Here is a 25,704-nt window from a genome sequence, read left to right as displayed (position 1 = left end):
AGAGTAACCGCATTTGGTCGATCGTCATGCCGTTTATTCGTCGAACAGCTTGCGAAGACCGATGTCGTAGGGCGCGGTGACGATCCCTTTTTCGGTGACGATGGCGGTCACGAGCTCGCTCGGCGTGATGTCGAAGGCGGGATTGTACACCTTGACGCCTTCGGGCGCCGTCCGCTTGCCGAAGCCGACGGTCACCTCGTCCGCGTGCCGCTCCTCGATCGGGATGCTGGCGCCGGTCGGCGTCGACAGGTCGATCGTGGACATCGGACAAGCGACATAAAACGGAATGTTATGCGCCTTGGCGAGCACGGCCACGCCGTAAGTGCCGATCTTGTTGGCGACGTCGCCGTTCGCCGCGACCCGGTCGGTGCCGACGATGACCGCTTGCACCCACCCTTTGGACATGACATGAGCGGCCATGTTATCGGTGATCAAGGTCACGTCCACGCCCGCTTGCTGCAGCTCGAAGGCGGTGAGGCGCGCGCCTTGCAGCACCGGCCGAGTCTCGTCCGCGTATACTTTAAGCGCGATGCCTTGCTCCAGCGCCAGGTAGAAGGGGGCCAGCGCCGTGCCGTACTTGGACGTCGCCAGTCCGCCCGCGTTGCAGTGGGTGAGCACGCCCATGCCGTCTTCGAATAAGGTGAGCGCGTGCTCGCCGATCCGCCGGTTGGTCTCGATGTCCTCGGCTTGAATCTGTTGCGCTTCGGCGAGCAGTGCCTCGACGGCTTCGCGCGTCGAAACGACGGTCGAAGCCAGCGCCTTCGCGCGCTCCTTCATGCGGTCGAGCGCCCAGAACAGGTTGACCGCCGTCGGTCTGGACGTCGCGAGATGCGCGGCATGTCGAAGCGCTTCGTCGGCCAGCGCCGCAGGAGGTCCAGGGAAGTGCTGAACGCCAAGCACGACGCCGAATGCGGCGGCGATGCCGATCGCCGGCGCGCCCCGCACCGCTAGATTACGGATGGCGTCCCAAACTTCCTGAACTGAATTCAGGTTTAAATAGATCGTTTGCTCGGGAAGCTGCCGCTGATCGAGCAGCTCCAGCGTTCCGTCGTTCCACCGGATCGGCTCCAGCACGCCTTTAATCGGGGCTGCCCCAAGTTGGTTGTCGCTCATCGATCGATCTCCTTACGCTAAGTTAGTATAAACTGGCTAGCTTCGGCTTCCGGCTGCCGTCTCCGCGATCCGGACGACGTCCTCGATGGAGGTCGCGCTTCGATTGGATACGATCAGATTCCGAGCGATGTTCAGCGCCAGCCGCTGCGCGCGCTCGCGCGCCTCGCGGTCCGGAATCGTCGCGATGTCGGCGACCTGCGCCAGACCGTACACCCGTCTCAGCGCCTTGGCGCCGGCGAAGCCGATCGTATCCTGCAGCAGCCGTTTCATATAATCGTCTTGATAGCCAGCCACGCCGAGGCGCTTGTCGACGCCATGCTCGTCCCACAACGCGCGGAACTTGCGCTCAAACCGTGTCCACAGCTCCGTGACCGTCGCGAGCAAATATGCTCTGCGGTCGCGACGGCTAGCTTCGTCCGGGCTCCAGTGCTCTTGCCCGGCGAAGTTAAGCAGAAGGTTCGCGACGATCGCGCCGATATCGAAGCCCATCGGACCGTAGTAGGCGAATTCGGGGTCGATGACCTTCGTCGACGCCGGCGTGACGAAAATGCTGCCCGTGTGCAGGTCGCCGTGAAGCAGCGCCTGGGCTTGCGTCAGGAACTTCTCGCGCAGCTTGGCAGCTTCGAGCAGCAGCTCTTCGTCACGCCAGACGGATTCGGCGGCGTCGCGAAGATGCGGTTCGATGTTGTTGGATTCCGCGTCGTAATAAGGAAAGTTAAGGACGAAGTCTTCCGTGATCTTGCACAGGTCGGGATTGATGAAGCGGCCCAGCTGGACCTTCTTGTCCTGCTGGTTCATGCCGAGATCCGAAGTGAAGAACAGCGTGCGGGACAGGAATTCCGCGAGGTGCTCGGCAAAGTCGGGATAGACGCCGCCTTCGATCAATCCTTTGCGCATAATAACATGATCGCTCAGGTCCTCCATGATCGTGAGGGCCATGTCGGCGTCGGAGCGGTATACGACTGGCACGAGGCCGGGCGCGAGCTCTCCCTGCTTGATGAGCGCTTCGCCCTCGATCCGCGCGCGGTCGAGGCTGAGCGGCCAAGAGTCCCCGATGATCTTGACGTAGGGGAGCGCCTGCTTGACGATGAGGCTGCGGCCGGTCGCCGGCTGCGTAATATGGAACACGAGATTCAGGTTGCCGTCCCCGATCTCGCGGGAGACGAGCTCCTCGCCTGTCGGGAATACCTCGGCGAAAGAGCGGGCGATCTCGATGGCTTCCGCTTCGCTAAGCGGGTGATACTTGCTCATGGACAGGGCACCTCCGGAATTGTACGCGGCTTGTCCGCCGCCGGGCGGACGATCTACAAGACAGTATAGAACAATTCGCCCTGCAAGGCGAATGCTGACGGTCTCGATCCGGTTACTATTATAAGGGAAAAACGCGGCCGCGGAACAGCCGGAATCGCAGCCGGTTTGATGTGCGCCGACTTGGCATGTTAAGGTAATTCCGAAAGAAGATACCGGGAGGGATATGGATGAACGGTTCAAATCTCATCGTGCGTCTCGAAATGGATACGGACAGGGCCGTCTTCGGCGCGATCGCCACCGCGATCGGCGCGGCCGGAGGCGACATCGTCGCGATCGACGTCATTCGGCCGGGGCAGAAGAGCATTCGCGACCTGACGATCCGCAGCGATGCGGGCCAGGAGGCGATCGCCAAGGCGATCCGCGCCGTGGAGGGCGTCCGGATCGTCAACATTTCCGACCAGACGCTGCTGATCCATCTCGGGGGCAAGCTTGAGGTGACGCCGCGCATCAAGATCCGCACGCGCGACGATCTCTCTCGAGTATATACGCCAGGGGTAGCGAAGGTGTGCATGGCCATCCACGAAGATCCGGCATCCGCGTTTTCCCTGACGATCAAGCGCAACACGGTCGCCGTCGTCAGCGACGGCAGCGCCGTGCTCGGCTTGGGCAACATCGGTCCCGCCGCAGCGATGCCGGTCATGGAAGGCAAAGCGATGCTGTTCAAGGAGCTGGCCGGCGTCGACGCCTTCCCGATCTGTCTCGACACGCAGGATTCGGATGCCATCGTCGAGATCGTGCGCAGCCTCGCGCCCGGATTCGGGGGGGATTAACCTCGAGGACATCTCGTCGCCCCGATGCTTCGAGATCGAGCGCCGGCTTCAGGAGCTGCTTGACATCCCGGTATTTCACGACGACCAGCACGGCACGGCGGTCGTGTTGATCGCCTCGCTCATGAACGCGGCCAAGTGCGTCGACAAAAGGATGGACACGCTCCGCGTCGTCGTCTGCGGGATCGGAGCAGCAGGCATGTCGATCGTCCGCATGCTGCATTCGGCCGGCGTGCCGTCGGTCGTCGCGGTCGATCGCGAAGGCATCCTGTCCGCCGATCGCGAGTATGTCAATCCGGCCTGGCAGTGGTGCGCGCAGCATACGAACCCCGAAGGCCGAACCGGCGGACTGACCGAAGCGATCGCCGGAGCGGACGTCTTCATCGGCGTCTCCGGCCCGGGCGTGCTGAGCGTCGATCAGGTCAAGTCGATGGCTGCCGATCCGATCGTGTTCGCCATGGCGAATCCCGAGCCCGAGATCCGTCCCGACCTCATCCAGGGCATCGCCGCCGTCATCGGCACCGGGCGCAGCGACTACCCGAACCAGATCAACAATGTGTTATGCTTCCCAGGCATCTTCCGCGGCGCGCTCGACTGCCGCGCGTCGCGCATCACGGAGGGCATGAAGCTGGCCGCGGCCAAGGCGATCGCAGCCGTCGTCACGGACGAGCAGCTCAGCAGCGAATATATCGTCCCGAGCGTGTTCAACGCCGCCGTCGTCGAGAACGTGAGAAAGGCCGTCATCGAAGCCGCGTATGCGGATAAAGTCGCCCGCCGCCAGGACAAGCGCAGCCTGGGCGACGACGATAAAGCCTCGCACGCGGAGAGTGGCATGTGAAGCTGTTCATCCATCGCAAGGATTTACGGACCTCGGACCTGCCGGCGCTGGACTACACGGCAGCCGCCGGCGAGCCCGTTCTGCATGCGCTGTTTCTCGATCCTTTTCTCCTTCGGGGGGACAGGCACCGGGAACACAGCGGCGCAGGCTTTTTTGCGTGCCGCCGGGCGCCTTGAGCGCGCCTACCGGCAAGCGGGCAGCAAGCTTCATGTCTATTACGGCGAGCCGGCTTCCCTGCTGGCCCGCATGCTTGACGCTCACCCGGCCATCGGCGAAGTCGTCGTGCACGAGGACTACACCCCGTACGCGATCAAACGCGACCGCGAACTGAAGGAAGCGGCTCTGGCGCGCGGCGCCGCTTTCACCGCCCTTCCGGATTTGTCGCTTGCGCCGATGCGCGATTTTCACGAATGGACGGGCCGCGAGGCGCCTTACAAGGTGTTTACGCCTTTTTTACCGACAGTGGCGCGCCTTTCTCGCGCAGCGCCATACGGCCGTTTATGCGAGCGCCGTCAGCGATCTGATCACGGTCGACGCCGCGGACCTGCCAGGTTGCGCGTTGCCGGCGACGCTGAAAGCCGCCATGGACGACCCATCCGGCCAGGCATTCGAGCCGGAGCGGCGGCTGCGCGGCTTCCTGCAAAGCGCGCTGTCCCGCTATGCGGAAGCGAGAGACGCCTACGGACAGGACGGCACGAGCCGTTTGTCCGCTTCGCTGAACCGCGGCGAGATCTCGGCCCGGCGTTTGTTCGCCGCTGCCGCCGAATCCGGCTCTGCGCAGCGGGAGAGCTGGCTTCGCCAGCTGGCCTGGCGCGATTTTTACCTCTATCAATCCCGCATGGACCCGGACTACTACCATTACGAGAAAAAATTCGATTTGTCGGGACTGGACGACCGCCACTTCGCAGCCTGGCGAGACGGAAGGACGGGCATTCCCGTGATCGACGCGGCCATGACCCAACTGAACGAGACCGGCTGGATGCCGAACCGGCTGCGGATGATCGCGGCGATGTTTTTGACGAAAAACCTGCGCTGTCCGTTTATTTACGGCGAACGGTATTTTCGGCTGAAACTCTCGGATTACGATAACGCGCTTAATAGGGGCGGCTGGCTGTGGGCATCTTCGCTTGGCTTCGACGCCGCGCCGTATTTTCGCATCATGAATCCCGTGACCCAATCCAAGAGGTTCGACCCGGCCGGCGAATATCTTCGAACCTGGCTGCGAACCCAGCCAGAAGACGTCGTTTCCATCCACGATCCGGCGCCGGACGCGATCGTCGACCTTCGCCAATCCCGGCTTGACGCGATCGCGGCGTACAAGTCGATCTTAAATAGCGCGGATAGCGCGACGAGCGAATCTAACGGCGATGCATGACCTTTGACTAGATGGAGCGCGCGCTCGCCTTGGCTTCCCCGCCCCGCATGCTATAATTAGAGAAGCAGAATTCGACAGGAGGCGTGACGCCGATGGAACATCCGATAGCGCTGCGGGAGTGGGCGGTGGCGGTCAAGGCCCTGGAGGCGGGCAAGCAGATCATGGTGCTGCGCAAGGGCGGCATCGCCGAGGAGACGAAGGAGTTCCGGCTGGAGAGCCCGTCGTTTTTTCTTTTCCGTCCTACGAGCATCAGCGCGAGCATCTGGTAAAACCGGGGACGAGCCCGAGCGTGGCGGAGACGGTGGCGGCGTTCGAGCGGGATCCGGATTCGGTCGTCGTCTCCTCGTACGCCGAGGTCGTCGACGATATCGAAGTGACGGACGGCGAGACGCTGCGCAAGCTGGAGCCTTTCCATTTATGGACGGAGAACTACGCGGAGGAACGGTTGAAGTGGAAAAAAAACGAAGCCGCTGCACGTGCTGTTGCTTCGCGTTTACGTGCTGGACCGGCCGGTCGCGATACCGAACGAAGAGCGGTACGGCGGCTGCAAGTCCTGGCTTAACCTGGCGGAGCCTTTGTCCGCGGAGGGCGCCCGTCCAGCGCTCGGGGACGAGGCGTTCGACAAAGCGCTGCAAACGGTCCGTCAGGCATTGGCCGGCGGCCGCTAGAACGCGGGTCGGCCTCGCTTGAGGCTCGGCCCGGTTTGCAATTTTCATGACATTTTCATAAAATGGTGGTTGAGAATCACTGAGAATCACTTTAGAATAGTTATAAATAAGAAATGGATCTTAAGTGGCGACCGCAGGTTGCTTAAAAAAGGGGTCAACCCCACTTGGCGTCCGTATAACCTGGAGGGAAAACAATGTCCAATCTGTTCGAAATCAAGGGCTTGAAGTCGGAAATCGAAGGCAAAGAAATTTTAAAGGGCTTCGATCTGGCGATCAAGGCCGGCGAAGTGCACGCGATCATGGGCCCGAACGGCACCGGCAAGAGCACCCTCGCCTCCTCGATCATGGGCCATCCTAAATATGAAGTAACCGATGGACAAGTGCTGCTGAACGGCGAAGACGTGCTGGAAATGGGCGTCGACGAGCGCGCGCTGGCCGGCCTGTTCCTCGCGATGCAGTACCCGAGCGAGATCACGGGCGTGACCAACGCCGACTTCCTGCGCAGCGCGATCAACGCGCGCCGCGGCGAGGGCAACGAGATTTCCCTGATCAAGTTCGTCCGCCAGATGGAAGCGAAGATGAAGGAGCTCGAGATGAATCCCGAGTTCATGCACCGCTACCTGAACGAAGGCTTCTCGGGCGGCGAAAAGAAGCGCAACGAGATTCTGCAAATGATGCTGCTCGAGCCGAAGCTCGTCATCCTCGACGAGATCGACTCCGGCCTCGACATCGACGCGCTGAAGATCGTGGCCGCTGGCGTCAACGCGATGCGCTCCGAAGATCGCAGCTTCCTGATCATCACCCACTACCAGCGCCTGCTGAATTATATTAAGCCCGATCACGTTCACGTCATGATGCAGGGACGCATCGTCAAGTCCGGCGGTCCCGAGCTGGCCGAGCGCCTCGAAGCCGAAGGCTACGAATGGGTCAAAGAAGAACTGGGCATCGTCGACGAGACGGTCGGCCAAGCCTAAGAGGATAAGGGAGGTCATACAACCATGAGTACGCCTACCGCCTCTTTTGGCCGCGATGCCGCATCGAGCATCGCACGTAGCAAAAACGAACCCGCCTGGCTCGTCGCCTGGCGCGAGAATGCCGGCGAGCTGGCATCCCGGCTCGAACTGCCGAAGCCCGAGAAGACGCCGATCCAGCGCTGGCCGCTGGATCTGTACGGCACGGACCGCCCGGGCGCCAAGGTCGACTCCGCCTCGCAGCTGCCCGAAGCGCTCGCGAAGCTGCTGCCCGCCGAAGCCGGCGGCGCGCTGATCGTACAGCACAATTCTTCCGTCGTTTATACGCATCTGTCCGACGAACTGAAGGCGAAGGGCGTCGTGCTTGCGAGTCTCGAGGAGGCTGCGCGCAGCCACGAAGAGCTCGTGCGCCAGCATCTGATGACGGCCTATATGCCGGATGAGCACAAGCTCGCCGCGCTGCATGCGGCGCTGTGGAACGGCGGCGTCTTCCTGTACGTCCCTCGCGGCGTCGAGATCGAAGAGCCCGTGCAGGCGCTGCTGTTCGCGGACGACGCCGAAGCGACCTTCGTGCCGCACGTGCTGATCGTCGCCGAGGCGAACAGCCGCGTGACGGTCGTCGAGAACGCAAGCACGGCCATCGGCGAAGCTGCGCTCGTGCTGAACGGCGCCGTCGAAGTGTTCGCCAAGGCCGGCAGCCAGGTCCGCTATGCGGCCGTGCACAGCCTTGAGAAGGGCGCGGTCGACGTCTCTTACCGCCGTGCCGTGCTGGAGCAGGACGCGCGCATCGAATGGATCGTCGGCGAGCTGCAGGACGGCAACATCCTGTCCGACACGAAGACGATCCTGAAGGGCAACGGATCGACGTCCGACGCCAAGATCATCACCGTCGGCACCGGCAAGCAGCGCATGAGCCTCACGACGGGCGCCGTGCACTTCGGCCTCTCGACGGAGAGCGACATGATCACGCGCGCCGTCATGAAGGAAGAAGGCACCGCGGTCATCAACGGCGTGACCAAGATCGAGAAGGGCGCGACCCGCGCCAACGGCCAGCAGACCGAGAAGGTGCTCATGCTGAGCCCGAAGGCGCGCGGCGACGCGAACCCGATCCTGCTGATCGACGAAGACGACGTCAAAGCCGGCCACGCCGCGAGCGTAGGCCAGGTCAATGCGGAGCAGGTGCACTATCTGATGTCGCGGGGCATCTCGAAGACCGAAGCGGAGCGTCTGATCATTTACGGCTTCCTCGATCCGGTCGTGTCGGAGATTCCGCTCGAGAGCGTCCGCGAGCAGCTGCAGCGCATTTTAGAGAGGAAGTTGGGTTAAATGGACGCTCGCGCACTAAGAAGCGAATTCCCGATTCTGGATCAGGAGATTAACGGTCATCCGCTCGTCTATCTGGACAACGCCGCGACCTCGCAGAAGCCGCGCAGCGTCATCGACGCCGTGAAGCGTTACTACGAGTTCGACAATGCGAACGTCCACCGCGGCGTGCATACGCTCGGTTCGCGCGCGACGGACGCCTACGAAGGCGCCCGCGAGAAGGTGGCCCGCTTCCTGAACGCCGCTTCTGCGCGCGAGATCATTTTCAACCGCGGCACGACGACCGGCCTTAATATGGTAGCAGGCGGGTACGCCCGTCAGCAGCTGCGCGAGGGCGACGAGATCGTCATCACGCAGTCCGAGCATCATAGCAACCTGATCCCCTGGCAGCAGGCCGCCAAGGCCACGGGCGCGACGCTGAAGTTTATTCCGCTCCAGGAGGACGGCAGCCTGAAGCTGTCGGACGTCGAAGAGACGATCACGGAACGCACCAGGATCGTGTCGATCGCCTACGTGTCCAACGTCATGGGGACCGTCCATCCGGTCAAGGAGATCGCCGCCATCGCCCACAAGAACGGCGCGATCATGGTCGTGGACGGCGCGCAGAGCTCTCCCCATATGAAGGTCGACGTGCGGGACCTCGACGTTGATTTCTATGCGTTTTCCGGCCACAAAATGTGCGGACCGACAGGGATCGGCGCCTTGTACGGTAAGATGGCGCTGCTCGAGAAGATGGAGCCGATCGAGTTCGGCGGCGAGATGATCGACTTCGTCGAGCTTTACGATTCGAGCTGGAAGGAGCTGCCCTGGAAGTTCGAGGGCGGCACGCCGATCATCGCCGGTGCGGTTGGACTCGGCGCCGCGATCGACTTCCTGGAGTCGATCGGGCTGGACGAGATCGACCGTCACGGCAGAGATCTTTCCCGGTACGCCTACGGCCGCCTGTCGGAGATCGAAGGCATCGCCATCTATGGGCCAAGCGGCAACCGTTCGGGGCTCGTCACGTTTAATCTCGGCGACGTTCATCCGCACGACGTCGCGACCGTGCTCGACACCGAGGGCATCGCCATCCGCGCCGGCCACCACTGCTGCCAGCCGCTCATGCGCTGGCTGAAGGTGAGCGCGACGGCGAGAGCGAGCTTTTACCTTTACAACACCGAAGAAGACGTCGACCGGCTGGTGGACGCGCTGGTCAAGACAAAGGAGTTTTTCCAGTTATGAGCCAGTTGGACGATTTATACCGCCGCGTCATCATGGATCACTATAAAAACCCGCGCAACCGCGGGACGATGGACGACGAATCCGTCACCGTCAACCTGAACAACCCGACCTGCGGCGACCGCATCTCGCTGCAGCTGCAGATCGAAGACGGCGTCGTCAAGAACGCCCGCTTTACCGGAGAAGGCTGCTCGATCAGCATGTCCTCGGCGTCGATGATGACCGACGCGGTTAAGGGTAAGTCTACGGAGGATGCATTGGCGCTGGCCGGCAAGTTCTCTTCCCTGATGAAGGGCGAGCAGGTCGAGTTCGACGAGTACGAGGACATCGACGCGCTGTCGGGCGTAGGCAAGTTCCCGGCGCGCATCAAGTGCGCCACGCTCGCCTGGAACGCACTTCGCAAAGGCGTCGAGCACGACGGTCAGGGCAAGGTCGAAGAAAACGTCGAGCAGTAAGCTTGATTTAGCGCATAAAGCACGAACACTATGAAGGAGGGACAATCGTCATGGCGAAGCAAATGCCCGAAATGGAAGAGTACCAGTACGGTTTCCGCGACGAGCACAAGGCCGTATTCCAATCCGGCAAAGGCCTGACCCCGGAGATCGTACGCACGATCTCGGAGATGAAGGGCGAGCCCGAGTGGATGTTGAATTTCCGCCTCAAGTCGCTGGAGCAGTTCAACAAGATGGCGATGCCGCGTTGGGGCGGCGATATGGACGAACTGGACTTCAACGACATCCAATACTACGTCAAGCCGTCGGAGAAGCAAGGCAAGACGTGGGAAGAAGTGCCGGAAGAGATCAAGGCGACGTTCGACAAGCTGGGCATCCCGGAAGCCGAGCAGAAGTTCCTTGCCGGCGTCTCGGCCCAGTACCAGTCCGAGGTCGTTTATCACTCCATGCAAGCCGATCTCGAAGCCCAAGGCGTCATTTTCACCGACACCGACACGGCGCTGCGCGAGCATCCGGAGATTTTCAAGGAGTACTTCTCGACCGTCGTACCGGCAGCGGACAACAAGTTCGCCGCGCTGAACAGCGCCGTATGGTCCGGCGGCAGCTTCATCTACGTGCCGAAGGGCGTTAAGTGCGAGATCCCGCTGCAAGCCTACTTCCGCATCAACTCGGAAAACATGGGGCAGTTCGAGCGCACGCTCATCATCGCGGACGAAGGCAGCTTCGTTCACTACGTCGAAGGCTGCACGGCGCCCGTGTACAGCACGAATTCGCTGCATAGCGCCGTCGTCGAGATCATCGTCAAGAAGGACGCCCGCGTCCGCTACACGACGATCCAAAACTGGGCGCCGAACATCTACAACCTCGTCACCAAGCGCGCCGTCGCCGAAGAGAACGCGACGATGGAGTGGGTCGACGGCAACATCGGCTCCAAGCTGACGATGAAGTACCCGGCCGTCATCCTGAAGGGCCGCGGCGCCCGCGGCATGGTGCTCTCGATCGCCGTCGCCGGCAAGGGCCAACACCAGGACGCAGGCGCGAAGATGATTCACCTGGCGCCGGATACGACGTCCACGATCGTCTCCAAGTCGATCTCCAAGCACGGCGGCAAGGTGACGTATCGCGGACTCGCTTCCTTCGGCCGCAACGCCGAAGGCGCCAAGGCGAACATCAAGTGCGACACGCTCATCCTCGACAACCAGTCGACGAGTGATACGATCCCGTACAACGAGATCTTCAACGACAATGTCACGCTCGAGCACGAGGCCACCGTCTCCAAGGTATCCGAAGACCAACTCTTCTACCTGATGAGCCGCGGCCTGTCCGAAGCCGAAGCGACGCAGATGATCGTCATGGGCTTCATCGAGCCGTTCACCAAGGAGCTGCCGATGGAGTATGCGGTCGAGATGAACCGGCTTATCAAGTTCGAGATGGAAGGCAGCATCGGCTAACGCTGCCAACCGTCCCGGACTCGACCTCGATCCAATAACGTCAAACCTGGAACCCGTAGAGCTTCTCTACGGGTTCTTTTTTTATTTGTCATGCAAGCAACGAATGCTGGATTGGCGCCGCGATGAAGAAGGCACGCCTCGAATATCATACATAAACCGAGGGAGGTGTTGAATTGGACAGGCAAACGTTCTTTGGCCTGCTTGGTCCGCATGCGCAGCGGGCGCGACAAGAAGGTTCGCCGCTTTTCCCAAGCGTCAGACTTGCACAGAACTTGCTGGAGACCGGCGGCAAAATCGACGAACACTATAATCTAGGCGGCATGAAGGCTGGGGGCGGTATGCCTAACCAGTGGTGGCATGGCGAGACCTACACCTCGCCGACTTGGGAATTCATAAACGGAAAACGCGTCCAGGTCCAGCAGACATGGCGCGCTTACGACAGCGTGTACGATTTTTATAAAGACCAGGACCAATTGTTCGGAAATGCCAGGTATGCCCGTCTTCGCGCCGCCAAGACGGCCGCGGAGCAGGCGGAAGCGCTCCAGTTCAGCGGGTACGCGACCGATCCGGCCTATTGCAACAAGATTTTACAGCTGATTCAGCGATATGGACTGATGAAATATGACGACATTGAAGGGGAGGACGCACCGATGACGAAGGAGGAGCGGGAACAATTCGAGCAGCTTCAAAACCGGGTTAGCGAACAGACGGCGCAGATCAAAGCGCTCGCCGACCGGCTTGCCCAAGCGGAAAACCGACAGATCATCGCCGAGCCGCCGGCTTGGGCCGCCGCCGCCGTGCAGGCTGCCGTTGAAGCGAACCTGATCGATACGCCGCTGGGCGGCAGTTATGACTTTTATCGTGTGCTGACCCTATTGCATCGTAAAAAAGTTGATTTGAACGGAAAGGCCTGCGACCTCAGCGTCCTCATCGCAAACCGGAGCTGTCGAACGGCATAAATCCGGCCGCGAACAACCATCCTAACGAAGGAATTTCTAGATGGGACCTTCGGAGGGATGGTTAAGCATGCGTAATCGTATGTTCGCAAGGGCGACTTGCGCGGGTATAGCGGCGGCAGCGCTGCTGGCAGGCGCCGGATGTACGGACAATCCGGGCGATACGGCCAATCTAAGCCAAAGATACGCGCCGGTGCGGGTGAAGTCGGCGGAGCAAACCAAAGCCGAGGAGAAAGCCGAGAGCAGCGTCATTAAACTGCGCAGCATCCACCGTACCGGTTATGTATCGCTGGCTGACGTGGCTCAGGCGGCGGGATATACCGGAAAGTGGCTGCACGACGGCAGCTACGGTCTGGGCGATCATGACCCAAGGTGGAAATTCCGGACGGGAGACAGCCGGGTGCAAGCCGATGGAAAGCAAAGCCGGCTGCCGGCGCCGGCGGTAAAGGAAAACGGCAGCTTGTACATTCCGGCTGCAGGGCTGCCCGTTTTGTTCGGCAAAGAGCTCGCGATGCGGACGAACGGCGGCAGCATCTCCTTGCTTCCTAGAGCCTTCGGTCATGATGCAGGCCACGGCGGCACGCCTTTCGGCGATGCCGCGCTTAGCGGGGCAAACGGCGGAAAACTGCGGATCGCCTCCGCTTCAAGCGACGCGGCCGATATCATTGCGCGCGGACAAAAGTATCTGGGCGTCAAATACGACTTCGGAACCGGCGACTACCGGCAGACGGGAACGTTCGACTGTTCTTCGTTCGTCCAATACCTGTTCGCCGACAAAGGCATTCAACTGCCCCGTACAGCCAGAGAACAGGCTCAACACGGGACTTCGGTGTCCAGAAACGAACTGCAGCCCGGGGACCTGATGTTTTTCTACGTGCCGGGCCGGTTCAAGGCGGACAAGACGGTGGGTCATGTCGGCATCTACATGGGTGGCGGCAAAATGCTCCATTCGAGCCCGAAGCCGGAGGACGGGGTGCAGATCACGGATATCGATAAAGCGTATTGGCAGGATACGTTCCTGTATGCCAAGCGGCTCCTCTAGGCGGCCTGCGGCAAGCGCATAGAAAAGCCCCGGCCGATATGGGCCGGGGCTAGCCGCATTCACGTCGAGATTCGATCGATCTCCAGATCGCGTTCGACGGACAGGTCGATGAACGCGTCGTCGACGTGGATAAGCGGGCGGAACGGGTCCGTCGGGTGGGTCATGATGATCGTTCCCCACCGGCCGTCGGACAGCTGCGCGCGTTTGCCGATGAAGTTGGGAATCATCCGGTTGATGAACGTCTGCGTCATCTCCGCATCCAATTCGTTGAAGCTCAGCCGGTACAGCTCCTTCAATACGAAGAGCAAATCCCGCTTTTCCTGGTAGACGCGGTCCGAGCTCATGGCGCTGTAAATATCCGCGATGGCGATCACTCTGGACATCGGCATAATCGCTTCGTCCTGCAGCCGCTCGGGATATCCCGAGCCGTCGCGCCTTTCATGGTGCTGAAGCGCGGCGACGGCGATGCCGTCGTCCGCATACGAGTCGGTCAGGATCCGGTAGCTGTGCACCGGATGCTGCTTGACCTCCTCGAATTCCGCTTCGGTCAGAGTCCCGCTTTTTTTCAAGATCTCCTCGGAAATTCGGCTCTTGCCGATATCGTGCAGGAATCCCGCCATGCCCGCCCGGATCTGGTCCTCGTGGCTCCAATCCAGCCACTTGGCCATATAGAAGCTAAGCATGCCGACCTGCACCGAGTGCTGGTACGTATATTCGTCTTGCGTGTGCATGCTCAGCATGAGCGACACGACGTCCCGCTCCTCCTGAAAATGCCTGACGAGCGGCTGAAAGCTCTCCTTGGCGTCCTCCTCGGAGATCCTGCCTTCCGCGATCGCCTGCTTGAATAGCAGTTCGCACCCCGCGACGGCGTCTTCGAACTTGTAGTGAAGTTCGGGCGGGAACAGGTCGGCGGCGGTCTCCGCGGCTTCGAACGAAGGGGAGACGCGCTGCTCGATATCGACATAGTCGATCCGGTGCTGGTAAAGACGCGACAAATCATGCTCGTTCAATATCGCGCCGCTGGACAGGACGTGCAAGCCGTACGCATTAAAAATATCTTGCGAGATCTGATCGCCTGCTTGCAAATCGGTAATGTGAATTCGCATCGCGCACCTCGCCGTATGGTCTTCTGCGGCATCAACGTCGGATAACCGCTTTCAAACCATATGTTACCAAAGTATACCGGCCGCTTGCAATTGATTTTTGTCGAAAAGGAGTAGGACTACTCGCCGAGCAGTTCGGCGTACAGCCGCCTTGCGCGAACCGGATCGTCCGTGCCGGACACGAGGGCGCGCCCGTCGGGGAAGAGCGCGAAGGCGATGCCGTCGGCCCGCCGAAGCCGCAACAAATAGTCGCGCAGCTCCACGTGCCCGAGTGCGGCCCATCTGGCGGCGAGACGCGGCAGATCGAGCGACGCGTCGGAAGCCGCGGGCGATACCTGGACCGTCTGGCGGCCGCAGAGCGAGGCGGTCAACGGTTCGGCGACGTCTCCGTCGAGCCATTCGAACCTTCGATCGGCGCCGCATACGGGGCAGTCCGCCCTTCGGGCGCCCGCGATCCCGAGCTGCTGCCAGCCGGTGTGCCACAGGTCCGTCTGCAGCAGCGCGCCGTGCAGCGCGTCCTCGCGGCCGCCGAGCAGCTTGATCGCTTCCATCGATTGGACGGAGGCGACGAGATCGATGATCGGCCCGAGCACGCCGGCCGTCTCGCAGGTATCGAGCGCGCCGCCGCGCGGCGGCTGCGGGAAGAGGCAGCGCAAGCAGGGACCGCCCGAGCCGGGACGGATCGTCATCGTCATGCCGGAGGCGCCGACGGCCGCGCCGTAGATCCAAGGCTTGCCGTGCTTTGCGCTCCACTCGTTCAGCAGGTAGCGGACCCCGAAGCTGTCCGTGCCGTCGACGACCAGGTCGGCGTCCGACAACAGCGTTTCGATATTGCCCGCATTGAGATCGACCGCGTAGGGCTTGTAAGAGACGCTGCCGTTGATCGCGGACAGCCTTCGCGCGGCAGCGACCGCCTTCGGCGTCCCTTCGGCTGCATCCGATTCATCGTAGAGCAGCTGCCGCTGCAGGTTGGTCGGCTCGACGACGTCGCGGTCGATCAGGATGAGGCGGCCGATGCCGGCACGGGCCAGATGATTGGCCGAGACGCAACCGAGCGCGCCGACGCCGACGATCGCGGCGGTCTTGGCGGACAAGGACGCCTGGCCATCGGCGCCGAAAGGAGCGAAGCGAACTTGGCGCGCGTAGCGGTCCGTGCCTCCCGCGAACGCCCCGGTCATGGCTGTTCGCCGGCGAGCGGCGCCAGCGGATCCCAAGGACCGGTCTGATGTCCTTTCCATTCGGAGCCGTCCGCGTACACTTCGCGCTTCCAGATCGGCACCGTCTGCTTCAGCCGCTCGATCGCATACCGGCTCGCCTCGTACGCGGGCGCGCGGTGGGGCGAGGAAACCGCGATGAGCACGCTCGTCTCGCCGATGCCGACCGGCCCGATGCGGTGGTGGATCGCGCACAGCGTGCCTGGCCACCGCTCGCCGATCTCGTCGCCGATCTGCCGCAGCGCCGCGAGCGCCATCGGCTCGTATGCTTCGTATTCGAGCGTGAGCGTGCGTTGACCGCCCGTGAGCTCCCGCGTCGTCCCCGCGAACAGGAGCGCGGCGCCATGGTCGGGATGATGCACGAGCGCGAGCACGTCCTCCGCCGACAGCCCCGTCGCCGATATCGCAAATGGCGAGGCGGGCGACGCGGCGGACCCGTGGACCGCGTCAAGCCCGGAACCGCCCGATACGGGCGGCAGCAGCGCGATCTCGTCTGCGTGCCCGATCTCCGCCTCGTCGGGCGAGAACGACTGATTGCGCGCGACGAACGACACCTCGATCAGGTCGGCTTGAGCCGGATGGGCGGCCGCGAGCCGCCGCTTCAACTCGCCGGCCGCGAGCCGGGCCTCGGCGAATTCCGTCTCGAGCAGGCGGGTACCGAGACGCTCCGCCAGTCCGGCGAATAAATATATTTTCCACTTATAAGTCGTCATGAATTTGCCCTGCCTTCCATACGTTTCACAAGGGTTTGCCTTGTCCAAGCATACCATAATGCTTCTGAAAATGTTATGCTATAACCATGTCAGCTAGCATAACAGGAGGAGGATTCAAGCTTCCTGGAGGAGGGTCACGCGATGACGGAACTGAAGGACCGATACGACCGCAAACATACGTACCTGCGCATCTCCGTCACGGACCGCTGCAATCTGCGATGCCTGTATTGCATGCCCGAGGAAGGCATGGAGTTCATGGATAAGGAACGCCTTCTGACCTACGATCAGATCGCCGAGGTGGTGAAGACCGCCGCGGGATTCGGCATATCCAAGCTGCGCATTACCGGAGGGGGAGCCGCTCGTCCGGCCGGGCATCGCGGGATTGATCGCGAAGCTGAAGTCGATCGAGGGCATCGAGGAGATCTCGCTTACGACGAACGGACTGCTGCTCGGGCCGCAGGCTGCCGAGCTCAAGCTCGCCGGGCTCGATCGCGTTAATATTAGCCTGGATACGCTGGACAGCGCCCGTTTTCGTTTCATCGCGCGGAGGGGAAGGCTGGACAAGGTGCTGGAGGGTATCGAGGCCGCGGCACGTGCGGGCCTTGGACCGATCAAGCTCAACTGCGTGCTGCTCAAGGGCGTAAACGAGGACGAGATCGGAACGTTTCTCCGCTTGAGCGCCGACAAGCCGCTTCACGTCCGCTTCATCGAATATATGCCGATCGGGCACGACGACGCCTGCTGGCGCGACCACTATTTGCCGCTGACGCGCGTCGCCGAAGAGGCCGACCGGCTCGGACTGGCATACGAACCGCTGCCGGAGGGTCCAGCGGGCAACGGTCCGTCCGAGAACTTCCGGATCGCGGGCGGCGCGGGTTCCTTCGGGCTGATCCATCCGGTCAGCAATCACTTCTGCGCCAACTGCAACCGGCTCCGCTTGACGGCGGAGGGCGATCTTAAGCCTTGCCTGTACTGGGTGGACGAGCTGAGCGTCCGTCCGGCGCTCGGCTCTCCCGAGGCGATGCGCGAGCTGTTCATGAAGGCGATGCGCATTAAGCCCGAGAACCATGAGATGGCGGCTCTGCTGGCCGGAGATGCCCAGTCGCATGTGCCGACGGGGCGCAGAATGTCTCAAATCGGGGGGTAGGGGGCGAGAGTTGGTGCAAAGCGGCAAGCTGATCCTGCTTCATACGAACGATATCCACAGTCACTTCGAGGAGGCCGCCAGAGCGGCCGATTATATAAAGGAAGTCCGCCGGACCGTGTCCGCAGACAGGCTGCTGCTCGTAGACTGCGGCGACCATCTGGACCGCGTGCGGATCGAGACGGAGGGGACGGACGCCGCCGTGAACCGGGCGCTGCTGACGCGGCTCGGCTACGACGCGATAACGTTCGGCAACAACGAGGGGCTGACCTATACGCCCGACCAATTAAACCGGCTATACGAGGACGCGCCGTTTCCGGTCGTTTGCGCGAACCTGAAGCTCGCCGCGACCGGGGGGCCTCCGGCATGGATGCGCCGCACGCTGACCCTTCGGAAGGCCGGGCTGACCGTCGGCCTGTTCGGACTCACGGTCCAGTTTCACGAATTTTACGAGCTGCTCGGCTGGGAAGCGTCCGATCCGCTTGAAGAAGCGGCGGCTTGCGTCGCCGAACTCCGGGCTGCCTGCGACGTCGTCGTGGCGATCTCCCATCTGGGACTTCGTCAGGACGAGCGGATGGCGGCGGCCGTGCCGGGCATCGACGTGATCCTCGGCGCCCATACGCACCATCTGCTGGAGGTGCCCCTGCGGATCGAGGGCACGGTCGTATGCGCGGCCGGCAAGTTCGGCCGCTACGTCGGCGCCGTCGAGATCGGGCGCGGCCCAGACGGGCAGGGACTTGCCATCGAGGGACGGACCGTTCCGACCGAAGGCCGGCGGGCGGATCCCGAGACGGCGGATATCGTCGACGCCGCGCTGCAGAGGGCCAGGCTGGCGATGGCCCAGCCTGTCGCGGAGCTGGCCGTCCCGCTCGCCGGAGACGCGGACGCCGAGAGCCCGCTCGGCACGCTGCTGGCGGGAGCGCTGCGCCGGAAGACCGGTGCCGAGATCGGGCTGACCAACGCAGGGCAACTGCTGGACGGACTCTCGGCCGGGCCGGTAACACGCGAGCGGATCCATGCCGTTTGTCCCTCCCCCGATCAATCCGTGCCTCATCGAACTGACCGGCGCGCAGTTGAAGCAGGCATTCGAAGAGAGTCTGCTGCCTGAATTCATCGGACTGGCGTTTCACGGCTTCGGCTTCAGGGGCAAAGTGCTGGGGCGCTTGTGCACGGACGGCGCCGAGGTGGTCTTCGATCCCGCGGCGCCGCCCTACAGCCGCGTGATCGGCGTCCGGGTGAACGGAGAGCCGCTGGACGAGGCGCGTGCTTATACGGTCGGGACGCTAGACATGTTCACGTTCGGCATCGGTTATGTCGGATTGAAGCAGGGGCGCGTCGTGCGCTATTTCCTGCCGGAGTTCATCCGCGACCTCCTCGCAGAGGCGCTGGTCGACCACCGGGCCGTGGCGGATTGCCTCCGTCCGCGATGGACGGAGCGCGCGGCCTCCGCGGCCCTTTAAGCAGCGGCTTCTCGCATATGGCTTGCAAAGCAAAACGTCCGCCGATTCGTCATCAATGACGAACGGCGGACCTATTTGTGTGGGTTTTTAAGGACTTTTGACGAATGCTGTCGACTTTTAGGAAGGAATATCTTGTCAATAGGCGTCAAATCTCTTACATTATCATAAGAGGATTCCGATGATATAGCCAGAGCCTTTTTCTGCGGACGAGCATCGCCAAGGGGGGGAGTTAAAGGAATATGCGCTTGATGCCAGTTACAGCTTGCCTCCCCGGTATGAGGCTTGGTAAGAAGATTTTCTCCGAAGATGGCATCGTGTTGCTGGCCGAAGGAGTCGAATTGACCCAGGGACTGATGAATCGCCTGAGCAGTATGGGCATTCATTACATCTATATTTCCGACCCGAGGACCGAAGGCATCGAGATTCCCGAACTCATCAGCGAGGAGACGCAGCGGCGCGCGCTGATGACCGTCAAAAACGTTTTCCGCGAAATGGCCGACAGCTCCCGGCGGGGGACCTATCCCTACGTCGGCAAAGCCGTGCGCGAGACGATGTCGACGATCCTCGACGATCTGTACAGCAACCGCGACGCCATGATCATGCTGCTGAACCTGCAGAGCGTGGATCACTATTTGTACCTTCATTCGCTCAATGTCTGCGTGTACACGTCGCTGCTCGGCATCGCCCGCGGCTATAGCAGGGACGAGCTGATGACGCTCGGACTCGGTTCGCTGCTGCACGACGTGGGCAAGTCCCGGATTCCGCTGGACGTGCTGCTGAAGCCGGGGGCGCTGTCCAAGCAGGAGTTCGAGGAGATGAAGCGCCATACCGAGCGCGGCTTCCAACTTCTCAAGGACGAGCCGAACCTGCCGCTCATCGTCGCGCATTGCGCCTTCCAGCACCACGAACGTCTCGACGGTTCGGGATATCCGCGCGGCATCCAAGGCAACGAGATCCACGACTATGCCAAATGGATCGGCATCGTGGACTCGTACGATGCGATGACGAGCCACCGGATCTACCGCAACGCCATGCTGCCTCATCAGGCGGTCGAGCTCTTGTACGCGGGCAGCGATTCGCTGTACGACACGGAGATGCTGCGCCTGTTCCGAGACAAGGTCGCCATTTACCCTGTCGGCATGACCGTGGAGCTGTCCAGCGGACAGAGCGGGGTCATCGTGGACGTGAACACCCTGACGCTGCACCGCCCGATCGTGCGGATCCTGACCAACGAGGCCGGCGAGGAGCTGAAGTCCCCGTTCGACATGGACTTGTCCAAGCACCTGTCGGTCATGATCTCCCGCGTCGTGACGAACGGCCCGGCCTTAGCCGAAGCATAACGCGCATTCGAGCCCTTGGAGCGGCCATTCTCCAAGGGCTTTCGTTTGCGTTAGCCGGCGTTTACCCGGTACAATAGCATTACATTAGACAAGACAGGGAGTATGACCGATGATTGGCTCCGCCCAAGCCGGGACGGGCGCCCCCCTTCGCGCCGCCGGCCGATCTCGCGCCGCTGTCGCCTGCGTACGATCCGTGGGATCCGATCCGTTCGCTGCAGGCGTACGGCAAGCACGCGCTCACGAGCGTTGAATTTACCGTTACACATTTATGCAATATGCGATGCGAGCATTGCGCCGTCGGCGATAGCCTGACGATGACCGAAGCCGAAGCGCTGCCGATCGATCTCATGCTTCGCAGGCTCGACGAAGTCGAGCATCTGGAGACGATCAGCCTCACCGGCGGAGAGCCCACGTTCAGCATGAGCACCGTCAACCATGTGCTGATCCCGCTGCTCAAGTATGCCCGGTCGCGCGGCGTCCGCACGCAGCTCAATTCGAACGTGACGCTGGATTACGGCCGGTACGAGCTGATCGCGCCTCATTTGGACGTCATGCATATTTCTTTCAATTATACGGAGGCCGAGGACTTTCACCGCATCGGCTTCGCGCGCACCGGGCGAGAGGTCGGGCCGAGCGCCGCGGGACGCATGTACGAGCGCATGATGGACAACGCCAGGAGGCTGGCCGACGGCGGTCTGTTCGTCTCGGCGGAGTCGATGATCAACTATCGGACGCACGGCAAAATGAAAGAAATCCACCGGCTCGTCGGCGAGATGGGCTGCCGCAGGCACGAGGTGCATCCGATGTACCCGAGCTCCTTCGCTTCCGGGCTGCCCGTCATCTCCAAGCGGCAAATGCTTGAAGCCGTCGAGGAGCTGCTCGACGCCCGGCGCCGCGATATGTGGATGCTGTTCGGCACGCTGCCGTTTTACGCCTGCGGGGACGATCCGCTGGAGCGGCGCCTCCTGAGCAGGCTGGCCGCCGAACCGAACGTCACCGTCCGCAACGATCCGGACGGGCGCAACCGCGTCAACGTGAACTTATTCAGCGGCGACGTATACGTGACCGATTTTGCGGCCGTCCCGCCGTTCGGCAACGTCAAGACCGAACGCCTGGACGACGTGTTCGGCCGTTGGCAGGAGCATCCGATGCAGCGCGGCCTCAATTGCCATTGCCCGGCCGCGGGCTGCTGCGGTCCTGAATCTTCTCGTGACCGACATGTACTATAAGGATGTCGACTTTACCCGCCGCAGCGCGATCCTTTAGACGAATCGCGCGCAAGCGGGCGCCGAGCGCCGAACGATTCGCAGTTATCGCGCCGTACGAAAGGAAGCTGAAGCTGCTTGAACACGGAATTGTTATGGGGTTCGATCTTCTGGCACGCCGCTCTCGTTCTTTTTCTCGTGCTGTTGAACGGATTTTTCGTGGCGGCCGAATTCGCGCTCGTCAAGGTGCGCCAGTCGAGGCTCACGCAGTTGACGAACGAGGGCAATGTCAGGGCGAAGTACGCGCTTAAGGTCAACCGCAAGCTGGACGTCTATCTGTCGGCCACGCAGCTCGGCATCACGCTCGCGTCGCTCGGACTCGGCTGGACGGGCGAGCCGGCTATCGCCGACCTGATCGTCATCCCGCTGCTTCACCAATACGGCGTGACGAACGAGACGACGATCCATACGATCTCGTACATTATCGCTTTCAGCGCGATTACCTTCCTACATATTGTCCTGGGGGAGCTCGCGCCGAAGTCGCTCGCGATCCAGAAGTCGGAGGGCGTATCGCTATGGCTGTCGCTTCCGCTGCTGCTCTTCTATAGGCTGTTCCTGCCGGTCATCTGGCTGCTCAACAACGCGGCGAACCTGCTGCTGCGCATGATCGGCGTCAAGCCGGCCAGCGAGCACGATGCGGCGCATACCGAGGAAGAAATCCGCATTCTCATGAACGAGAGCGCCAAGAGCGGCATCATCGACAAGGAAGAGATGACGCTGTTCGACAACGTGTTCGAGTTTTCCGAGCGGGTGGCCCGCGAGGTCATGCTGCCTCGCACGGACATGGACTGCATGTTCACCAACCTGCCGTTCGACGAGAACATGAAGCTCGCCTATCGCGTCAAGCATACCCGATATCCCGTCGGCGTCGAGGACAAAGACCAGATCATCGGATTCGTCCACATCACCGACGTGCTCACGGCCGATCCGGACGAGGAGCAGGATCTGCGCGCCTATCTGCGTCCTATCTTAAGCGTGCCGGAATCGATGGAGATCAGCCGCGTGCTCAAGCTCATGCAGCGCCACAAGTCGCAGCTCGCGATCGTCATCGACGAATACGGCGGCACGGCCGGCATGCTGACGGCGGAGATGATCCTCGAGGAGATCGTCGGAGAGCTGCAGGACGAATTCGACGACGAGCCGCCGACCGTCGAGGTGCAGGGCGACGTGTATTCGGTCGACGGCCGCATGCTGATCGAGGAGGTCGACGACCTGCTCGGCGTCGAGATCGAGGAAGAAGAGGTCGATTCGATCGGCGGCTGGCTGTTCAAGGGCCTCGACGGCAACGTCGCGGAGGGCCGCAAGATCGTCGAGCAGGGCTACGTTTTCGAGATCGCCGAAGTGGAACGTCTAAGAGTTCAGCGCGTACATATCTATCGGTATAAACAATCGGATGCGGACGAACGGACGGACCCGCCATCCGGCCTGTAGCTGACGTATACCGGCTTCGCCGCCAGGGCGACCGATCCTCGAAAGGTGTGAATGCATGCCGCTGCGCACAGTATTGCTGATGGTTTTGGGGCTAGGCTTTCTTTATTTGCTGTTTACGGTAGGCGCGCCCTTCCTGCTGGCCTTGATCGTCGTCATCTTCCTCGAACCGCTGACCAAGATATTCATGACCAATTTTAAAATGAACCGGCTCGCGGCGTCTACGGTCACGAGCACGTTGTTCACGGTCGTGCTGCTCGGGCTCATGGGACTGATCGGCATCAAGATCTTCGCCGAGCTCACCTCGTTCTGGAGCAACTTGCCGTCGTATCTGAAGAGCGCCAACGACTATATCCAGGACGCGCTCGAAAAGGCGAGCAACTCGTACAACGGACAGGGCGGCGACAATGGGCTGCCGATCAAGCTGGAGAGCTTGACGAACAATTTGACCGACTGGCTGTCGGGTCTCGCCACGTCGATTTCGAAGCCGCTCGTCGGTTTCGCGGCCGGCATCCCTCAGCTTTTTCGTCGTCCTGATCGTCTTTTTCGTCGCCGTCTATCTTTTCAGCCTGAGCTTGCCGACGATGATGGCGTCGTTCCTTTCGATTTTCGCCGAGGAGTCCAGAAGTCAGGTCGCGCAAGTCATGGAAAACCTGCGCAAGTCGATCTTCGGCTTCTTGCGCGCCCAGTTCGTGCTGAGTCTCATGACGTACGTCATCTCGTTCGTCGGGCTGCTCATCATCGGCACGGGTTACCCGCTCGCGATCGCGCTGCTCATCGTCGTCGTCGACATCCTGCCGATTCTCGGCACGGGGTCCGTGCTCGTGCCTTGGGCGGCCTATATGATGCTGACGGGAGATACATATACCGGCATCGGGCTCATCCTTCTTTTCCTTGTCATCACCGTCGTCCGACGGATCGTAGAGCCGAAGGTGCTCGGGGATGCCGTCGGCATCGGCGCGCTTCCTGCGCTCATCAGCCTGTATGTCGGATTCGAATTGGTCGGTCTCGTCGGCGTCTTCCTCGGTCCTGTCGTCGTCATCGTGTACATGGCCGCCCGCAAGGTCGGTTTGATTAATCTCAAGATCAAGCTGTAGCCGAAACTGTCCTCTCGAAACGGTTCTCTCCTATCGAAGTCTTCCGCCTATTCCGCGGAGGGCTTCTTTTTGTAGACGAGCCTATCGAAAAATATCCGTTGCTGTCGTTCAAACTGGGCGCGCAGGCGCATAGGCTATAACAGTAAGCCGTACGGTTATGCCTAAGGAGGAATTCGCGTGTACGACAACCAGTGGCGGGAGTGGCGCCCCTATGCCAGCCCCGACGATCCATGTCCGCCCGTGCCGGTAAAGAGGTATATCGTGCCGCCCAACCAGTATATTTATTTTCAACCGTCCAACCTGCCCCAATTTTCACTGGACGAAGCCCTGTGCAAAGGTACGCTGTGGCCTGCGCTATATAGCCCTTATACGTCGCGCTGCAACCGCAAAGGAGGCTGATAGGCTTGGCCGACAGAGAGCAAGTCGCGAACCGGAGTAATGAGAACGTCTATGCGCAGCATGAGCCGCAGCGAGGGGGAGAAGCTTACAAGCGGGACCTGCTGGAGATTCAAAAGGTCGACTTCGCGCTCGTAGAGCTGAATCTGTTCCTCGACACGCATCCCGCCGACATGCAGGCGCTGCAGCAATTCAATCAGCTCGCGCAGCTTCGCAAGCAGCTGATGGCTTCGTTCGAGCAAAAGTACGGGCCGCAGATGGGATTCGGCAACAGCTTCAGCCGGTATCCCTGGCAGTGGGTCGACACGCCGTGGCCTTGGCAAGTGTAGAAGAGGGGGGCGCGATATGTGGGTTTATGAAAAGAAGCTGCAGTATCCCGTCAAAGTCGGCAAATGCGATATCCGTATGGCGCGCTACTTGTCCGAGCAATACGGCGGCGCCGACGGGGAGCTCTCGGCCGCGCTTCGTTACCTCAATCAGCGTTACTCGATTCCGGACAAAGTCATCGGATTGTTGACTGACATCGGTACGGAGGAGTTCGCCCACCTTGAGATGATCGCCACGATGATCTACAAGCTCACCAAGGACGCGTCGGTGGAGCAGCTCGAAGCCGCGGGGCTCGGGCCGAATTATGCGGTTCGCGACCATGCGATGTTTTACGAGAATGCGGGAGGCGTGCCATGGACCGCTACCTACATTCAGGCGAAGGGAGATCCGCTCGCCGACTTGTACGAGGATATCGCGGCGGAGGAGAAAGCGCGGGCGACCTATCAGTGGCTGATCGACATGACGGACGACGTCGACATCCAGGACAGCCTGAAGTTTCTGCGGGAGCGGGAGATCATTCATTCGCTGCGCTTCCGCGAGGCGGTCGAGATTATCAAGGCGGATCGGGAGCAGAAGAAGGTCTATTGAGCGGTGGGGGTTGTGTAGCGACTGCGGGCGAGGGCCCTGCCTGCTTCGATCATGAGCTTAAGAATTGATTATCAACATATGCTGAACCCAATCCGATTGCCCGAATTCCGGCAATCGGATTTTTCGTTTTCCTATTCGACATAT

The 25,704-nt window shown here is 61.4% G+C and carries 24 protein-coding genes and 6 pseudogenes; 24 read left to right on the top strand and 6 right to left on the bottom strand.

Annotated features, from left to right (window positions below; translation table 11 throughout):
• Positions 1-33: 33 nt before the first annotated feature.
• A complete protein-coding gene (mtnA, locus tag OMP38_RS04985; RefSeq protein WP_277564125.1) occupies positions 34-1,113 on the bottom strand; it encodes an S-methyl-5-thioribose-1-phosphate isomerase in 1,080 nt (359 codons plus the stop codon).
• 36 nt (positions 1,114-1,149) lie between these two features.
• Positions 1,150-2,364 (bottom strand): S-methyl-5-thioribose kinase, encoded by a 1,215-nt coding sequence (mtnK, locus tag OMP38_RS04980; RefSeq protein ID WP_277564124.1) that lies wholly within the window; start codon positions 2,362-2,364, stop codon positions 1,150-1,152.
• Positions 2,365-2,591: 227 nt separating this feature from the next.
• On the opposite strand from mtnK, the pseudogene OMP38_RS04975 reads away from it, so the two are divergent.
• The 13 genes and pseudogenes from OMP38_RS04975 (at position 2,592) to OMP38_RS04910 (ending at position 13,485) form a co-directional block, all read left to right on the top strand.
• Positions 2,592-4,029 (top strand): annotated as a pseudogene (locus OMP38_RS04975) (NAD-dependent malic enzyme).
• Positions 4,026-4,205 (top strand): hypothetical protein, encoded by a 180-nt coding sequence (locus OMP38_RS04970; protein WP_277564123.1) that lies wholly within the window; start codon positions 4,026-4,028, stop codon positions 4,203-4,205. Before OMP38_RS04975 ends, OMP38_RS04970 begins: the two are co-directional and overlap by 4 nt.
• Positions 4,183-4,437 (top strand): annotated as a pseudogene (locus OMP38_RS04965) (deoxyribodipyrimidine photo-lyase); the annotation flags it as partial. The gene OMP38_RS04970 and the pseudogene OMP38_RS04965, both read left to right, overlap by 23 nt.
• A 151-nt stretch (positions 4,438-4,588) precedes the next feature.
• Positions 4,589-5,404 (top strand): FAD-binding domain-containing protein, encoded by an 816-nt coding sequence (locus OMP38_RS04960; protein ID WP_277564122.1) that lies wholly within the window; start codon positions 4,589-4,591, stop codon positions 5,402-5,404.
• 92 nt (positions 5,405-5,496) lie between these two features.
• Positions 5,497-5,966: pseudogene (locus OMP38_RS35570) on the top strand (DUF1802 family protein).
• Positions 5,881-6,072 carry a DUF1802 family protein gene (locus OMP38_RS04945; protein ID WP_277564119.1) on the top strand — a complete coding sequence of 64 codons (192 nt, stop codon included), beginning with the start codon at positions 5,881-5,883 and terminating at the stop codon, positions 6,070-6,072. Before OMP38_RS35570 ends, OMP38_RS04945 begins: the two are co-directional and overlap by 86 nt.
• Before the next feature lie 194 nt (positions 6,073-6,266).
• The gene (sufC, locus tag OMP38_RS04940; protein WP_277564118.1) at positions 6,267-7,046 is read left to right on the top strand and encodes a Fe-S cluster assembly ATPase SufC; all 780 of its coding nucleotides are present in this window, start codon (positions 6,267-6,269) and stop codon (positions 7,044-7,046) included.
• Positions 7,047-7,070: 24 nt separating this feature from the next.
• Positions 7,071-8,369, top strand: coding sequence for a Fe-S cluster assembly protein SufD (gene sufD / locus OMP38_RS04935; protein WP_277564117.1), 1,299 nt, complete (start codon positions 7,071-7,073; stop codon positions 8,367-8,369).
• Complete coding sequence (locus OMP38_RS04930; RefSeq protein WP_277564116.1) at positions 8,370-9,587, top strand: cysteine desulfurase; 1,218 nt, start codon at positions 8,370-8,372, stop codon at positions 9,585-9,587.
• Positions 9,584-10,039: a Fe-S cluster assembly sulfur transfer protein SufU gene (gene sufU / locus OMP38_RS04925; protein WP_277564115.1), complete on the top strand. Its 456-nt coding sequence runs from the start codon at positions 9,584-9,586 to the stop codon at positions 10,037-10,039. Before OMP38_RS04930 ends, sufU begins: the two co-directional genes overlap by 4 nt.
• Positions 10,040-10,089: 50 nt before the next feature.
• On the top strand, positions 10,090-11,487 hold the full coding sequence (sufB, locus tag OMP38_RS04920; protein ID WP_277564114.1) for a Fe-S cluster assembly protein SufB: 1,398 nt from the start codon (positions 10,090-10,092) through the stop codon (positions 11,485-11,487).
• A 173-nt stretch (positions 11,488-11,660) separates the two neighbouring features.
• Positions 11,661-12,446 carry a glycoside hydrolase family 73 protein gene (locus OMP38_RS04915; protein ID WP_277564113.1) on the top strand — a complete coding sequence of 262 codons (786 nt, stop codon included), beginning with the start codon at positions 11,661-11,663 and terminating at the stop codon, positions 12,444-12,446.
• Positions 12,447-12,513: 67 nt separating this feature from the next.
• Positions 12,514-13,485 (top strand): C40 family peptidase, encoded by a 972-nt coding sequence (locus OMP38_RS04910; protein WP_277564112.1) that lies wholly within the window; start codon positions 12,514-12,516, stop codon positions 13,483-13,485.
• 59 nt (positions 13,486-13,544) lie between these two features.
• Here the strand turns inward: OMP38_RS04910 and OMP38_RS04905 are convergent, their stop codons facing one another.
• The 3 genes from OMP38_RS04905 to OMP38_RS04895 form a co-directional block, all read right to left on the bottom strand.
• Entirely contained in the window at positions 13,545-14,591 is a 1,047-nt protein-coding gene (locus OMP38_RS04905; RefSeq protein WP_277564111.1) for an HD-GYP domain-containing protein, read from the bottom strand.
• Between the two features lie 116 nt (positions 14,592-14,707).
• A complete protein-coding gene (locus OMP38_RS04900) occupies positions 14,708-15,766 on the bottom strand; it encodes a ThiF family adenylyltransferase (protein WP_277564110.1) in 1,059 nt (352 codons plus the stop codon).
• A complete protein-coding gene (locus OMP38_RS04895) occupies positions 15,763-16,515 on the bottom strand; it encodes a molybdenum cofactor biosynthesis protein (protein ID WP_277564109.1) in 753 nt (250 codons plus the stop codon). The genes OMP38_RS04900 and OMP38_RS04895 overlap by 4 nt, the downstream gene beginning before the upstream one ends.
• 141 nt (positions 16,516-16,656) lie before the next feature.
• Between OMP38_RS04895 and moaA the strand changes: the two are divergent.
• The 7 genes and pseudogenes from moaA to OMP38_RS04860 all read left to right on the top strand — a co-directional run.
• A pseudogene (gene moaA / locus OMP38_RS04890) lies at positions 16,657-17,662 on the top strand (GTP 3',8-cyclase MoaA).
• Positions 17,663-17,675: 13 nt separating this feature from the next.
• Entirely contained in the window at positions 17,676-18,767 is a 1,092-nt protein-coding gene (locus OMP38_RS04885) for a bifunctional metallophosphatase/5'-nucleotidase (RefSeq protein ID WP_277564108.1), read from the top strand.
• Entirely contained in the window at positions 18,733-19,119 is a 387-nt protein-coding gene (locus tag OMP38_RS04880; protein WP_277564107.1) for a 5'-nucleotidase C-terminal domain-containing protein, read from the top strand. Before OMP38_RS04885 ends, OMP38_RS04880 begins: the two co-directional genes overlap by 35 nt.
• Before the next feature lie 314 nt (positions 19,120-19,433).
• A complete protein-coding gene (locus tag OMP38_RS04875) occupies positions 19,434-20,459 on the top strand; it encodes an HD-GYP domain-containing protein (protein ID WP_338130405.1) in 1,026 nt (341 codons plus the stop codon).
• A 113-nt stretch (positions 20,460-20,572) separates the two neighbouring features.
• Positions 20,573-21,725 (top strand): annotated as a pseudogene (gene yfkAB, locus OMP38_RS04870) (radical SAM/CxCxxxxC motif protein YfkAB).
• Positions 21,726-21,802: 77 nt separating this feature from the next.
• The gene (locus OMP38_RS04865; protein WP_277564105.1) at positions 21,803-23,155 is read left to right on the top strand and encodes a hemolysin family protein; all 1,353 of its coding nucleotides are present in this window, start codon (positions 21,803-21,805) and stop codon (positions 23,153-23,155) included.
• Positions 23,156-23,210: 55 nt separating this feature from the next.
• Positions 23,211-23,579 (top strand): annotated as a pseudogene (locus OMP38_RS04860) (AI-2E family transporter); the annotation flags it as partial.
• Here the strand turns inward: OMP38_RS04860 and OMP38_RS04855 are convergent.
• Positions 23,501-23,665, bottom strand: coding sequence for a hypothetical protein (locus OMP38_RS04855; protein WP_277565242.1), 165 nt, complete (start codon positions 23,663-23,665; stop codon positions 23,501-23,503). The pseudogene OMP38_RS04860 and the gene OMP38_RS04855 sit on opposite strands and share 79 nt — an antisense overlap.
• A 62-nt stretch (positions 23,666-23,727) precedes the next feature.
• Between OMP38_RS04855 and OMP38_RS04850 the strand changes: the two genes are divergently transcribed.
• The 4 genes from OMP38_RS04850 (at position 23,728) to OMP38_RS04835 (ending at position 25,560) form a co-directional block, all read left to right on the top strand.
• On the top strand, positions 23,728-24,249 hold the full coding sequence (locus OMP38_RS04850; protein WP_338130404.1) for an AI-2E family transporter: 522 nt from the start codon (positions 23,728-23,730) through the stop codon (positions 24,247-24,249).
• 177 nt (positions 24,250-24,426) lie between these two features.
• A complete protein-coding gene (locus tag OMP38_RS04845; RefSeq protein WP_277564104.1) occupies positions 24,427-24,648 on the top strand; it encodes a spore coat associated protein CotJA in 222 nt (73 codons plus the stop codon).
• Between the two features lie 98 nt (positions 24,649-24,746).
• Positions 24,747-24,974, top strand: a complete 228-nt coding sequence (locus tag OMP38_RS04840) for a spore coat protein CotJB (RefSeq protein ID WP_255374468.1) — start codon at positions 24,747-24,749, stop codon at positions 24,972-24,974.
• 16 nt (positions 24,975-24,990) lie between these two features.
• A complete protein-coding gene (locus OMP38_RS04835) occupies positions 24,991-25,560 on the top strand; it encodes a manganese catalase family protein (RefSeq protein ID WP_277564103.1) in 570 nt (189 codons plus the stop codon).
• Positions 25,561-25,704: the final 144 nt, after the last annotated feature.

Source organism: Cohnella ginsengisoli, assembly GCF_029525555.1.
Taxonomy (GTDB): Bacteria; Bacillota; Bacilli; order Paenibacillales; family Paenibacillaceae; genus Cohnella; species Cohnella ginsengisoli.
Note: the sequence above shows the minus strand (reverse complement) of the source record. Positions and strands in the feature narration are given on the sequence as shown.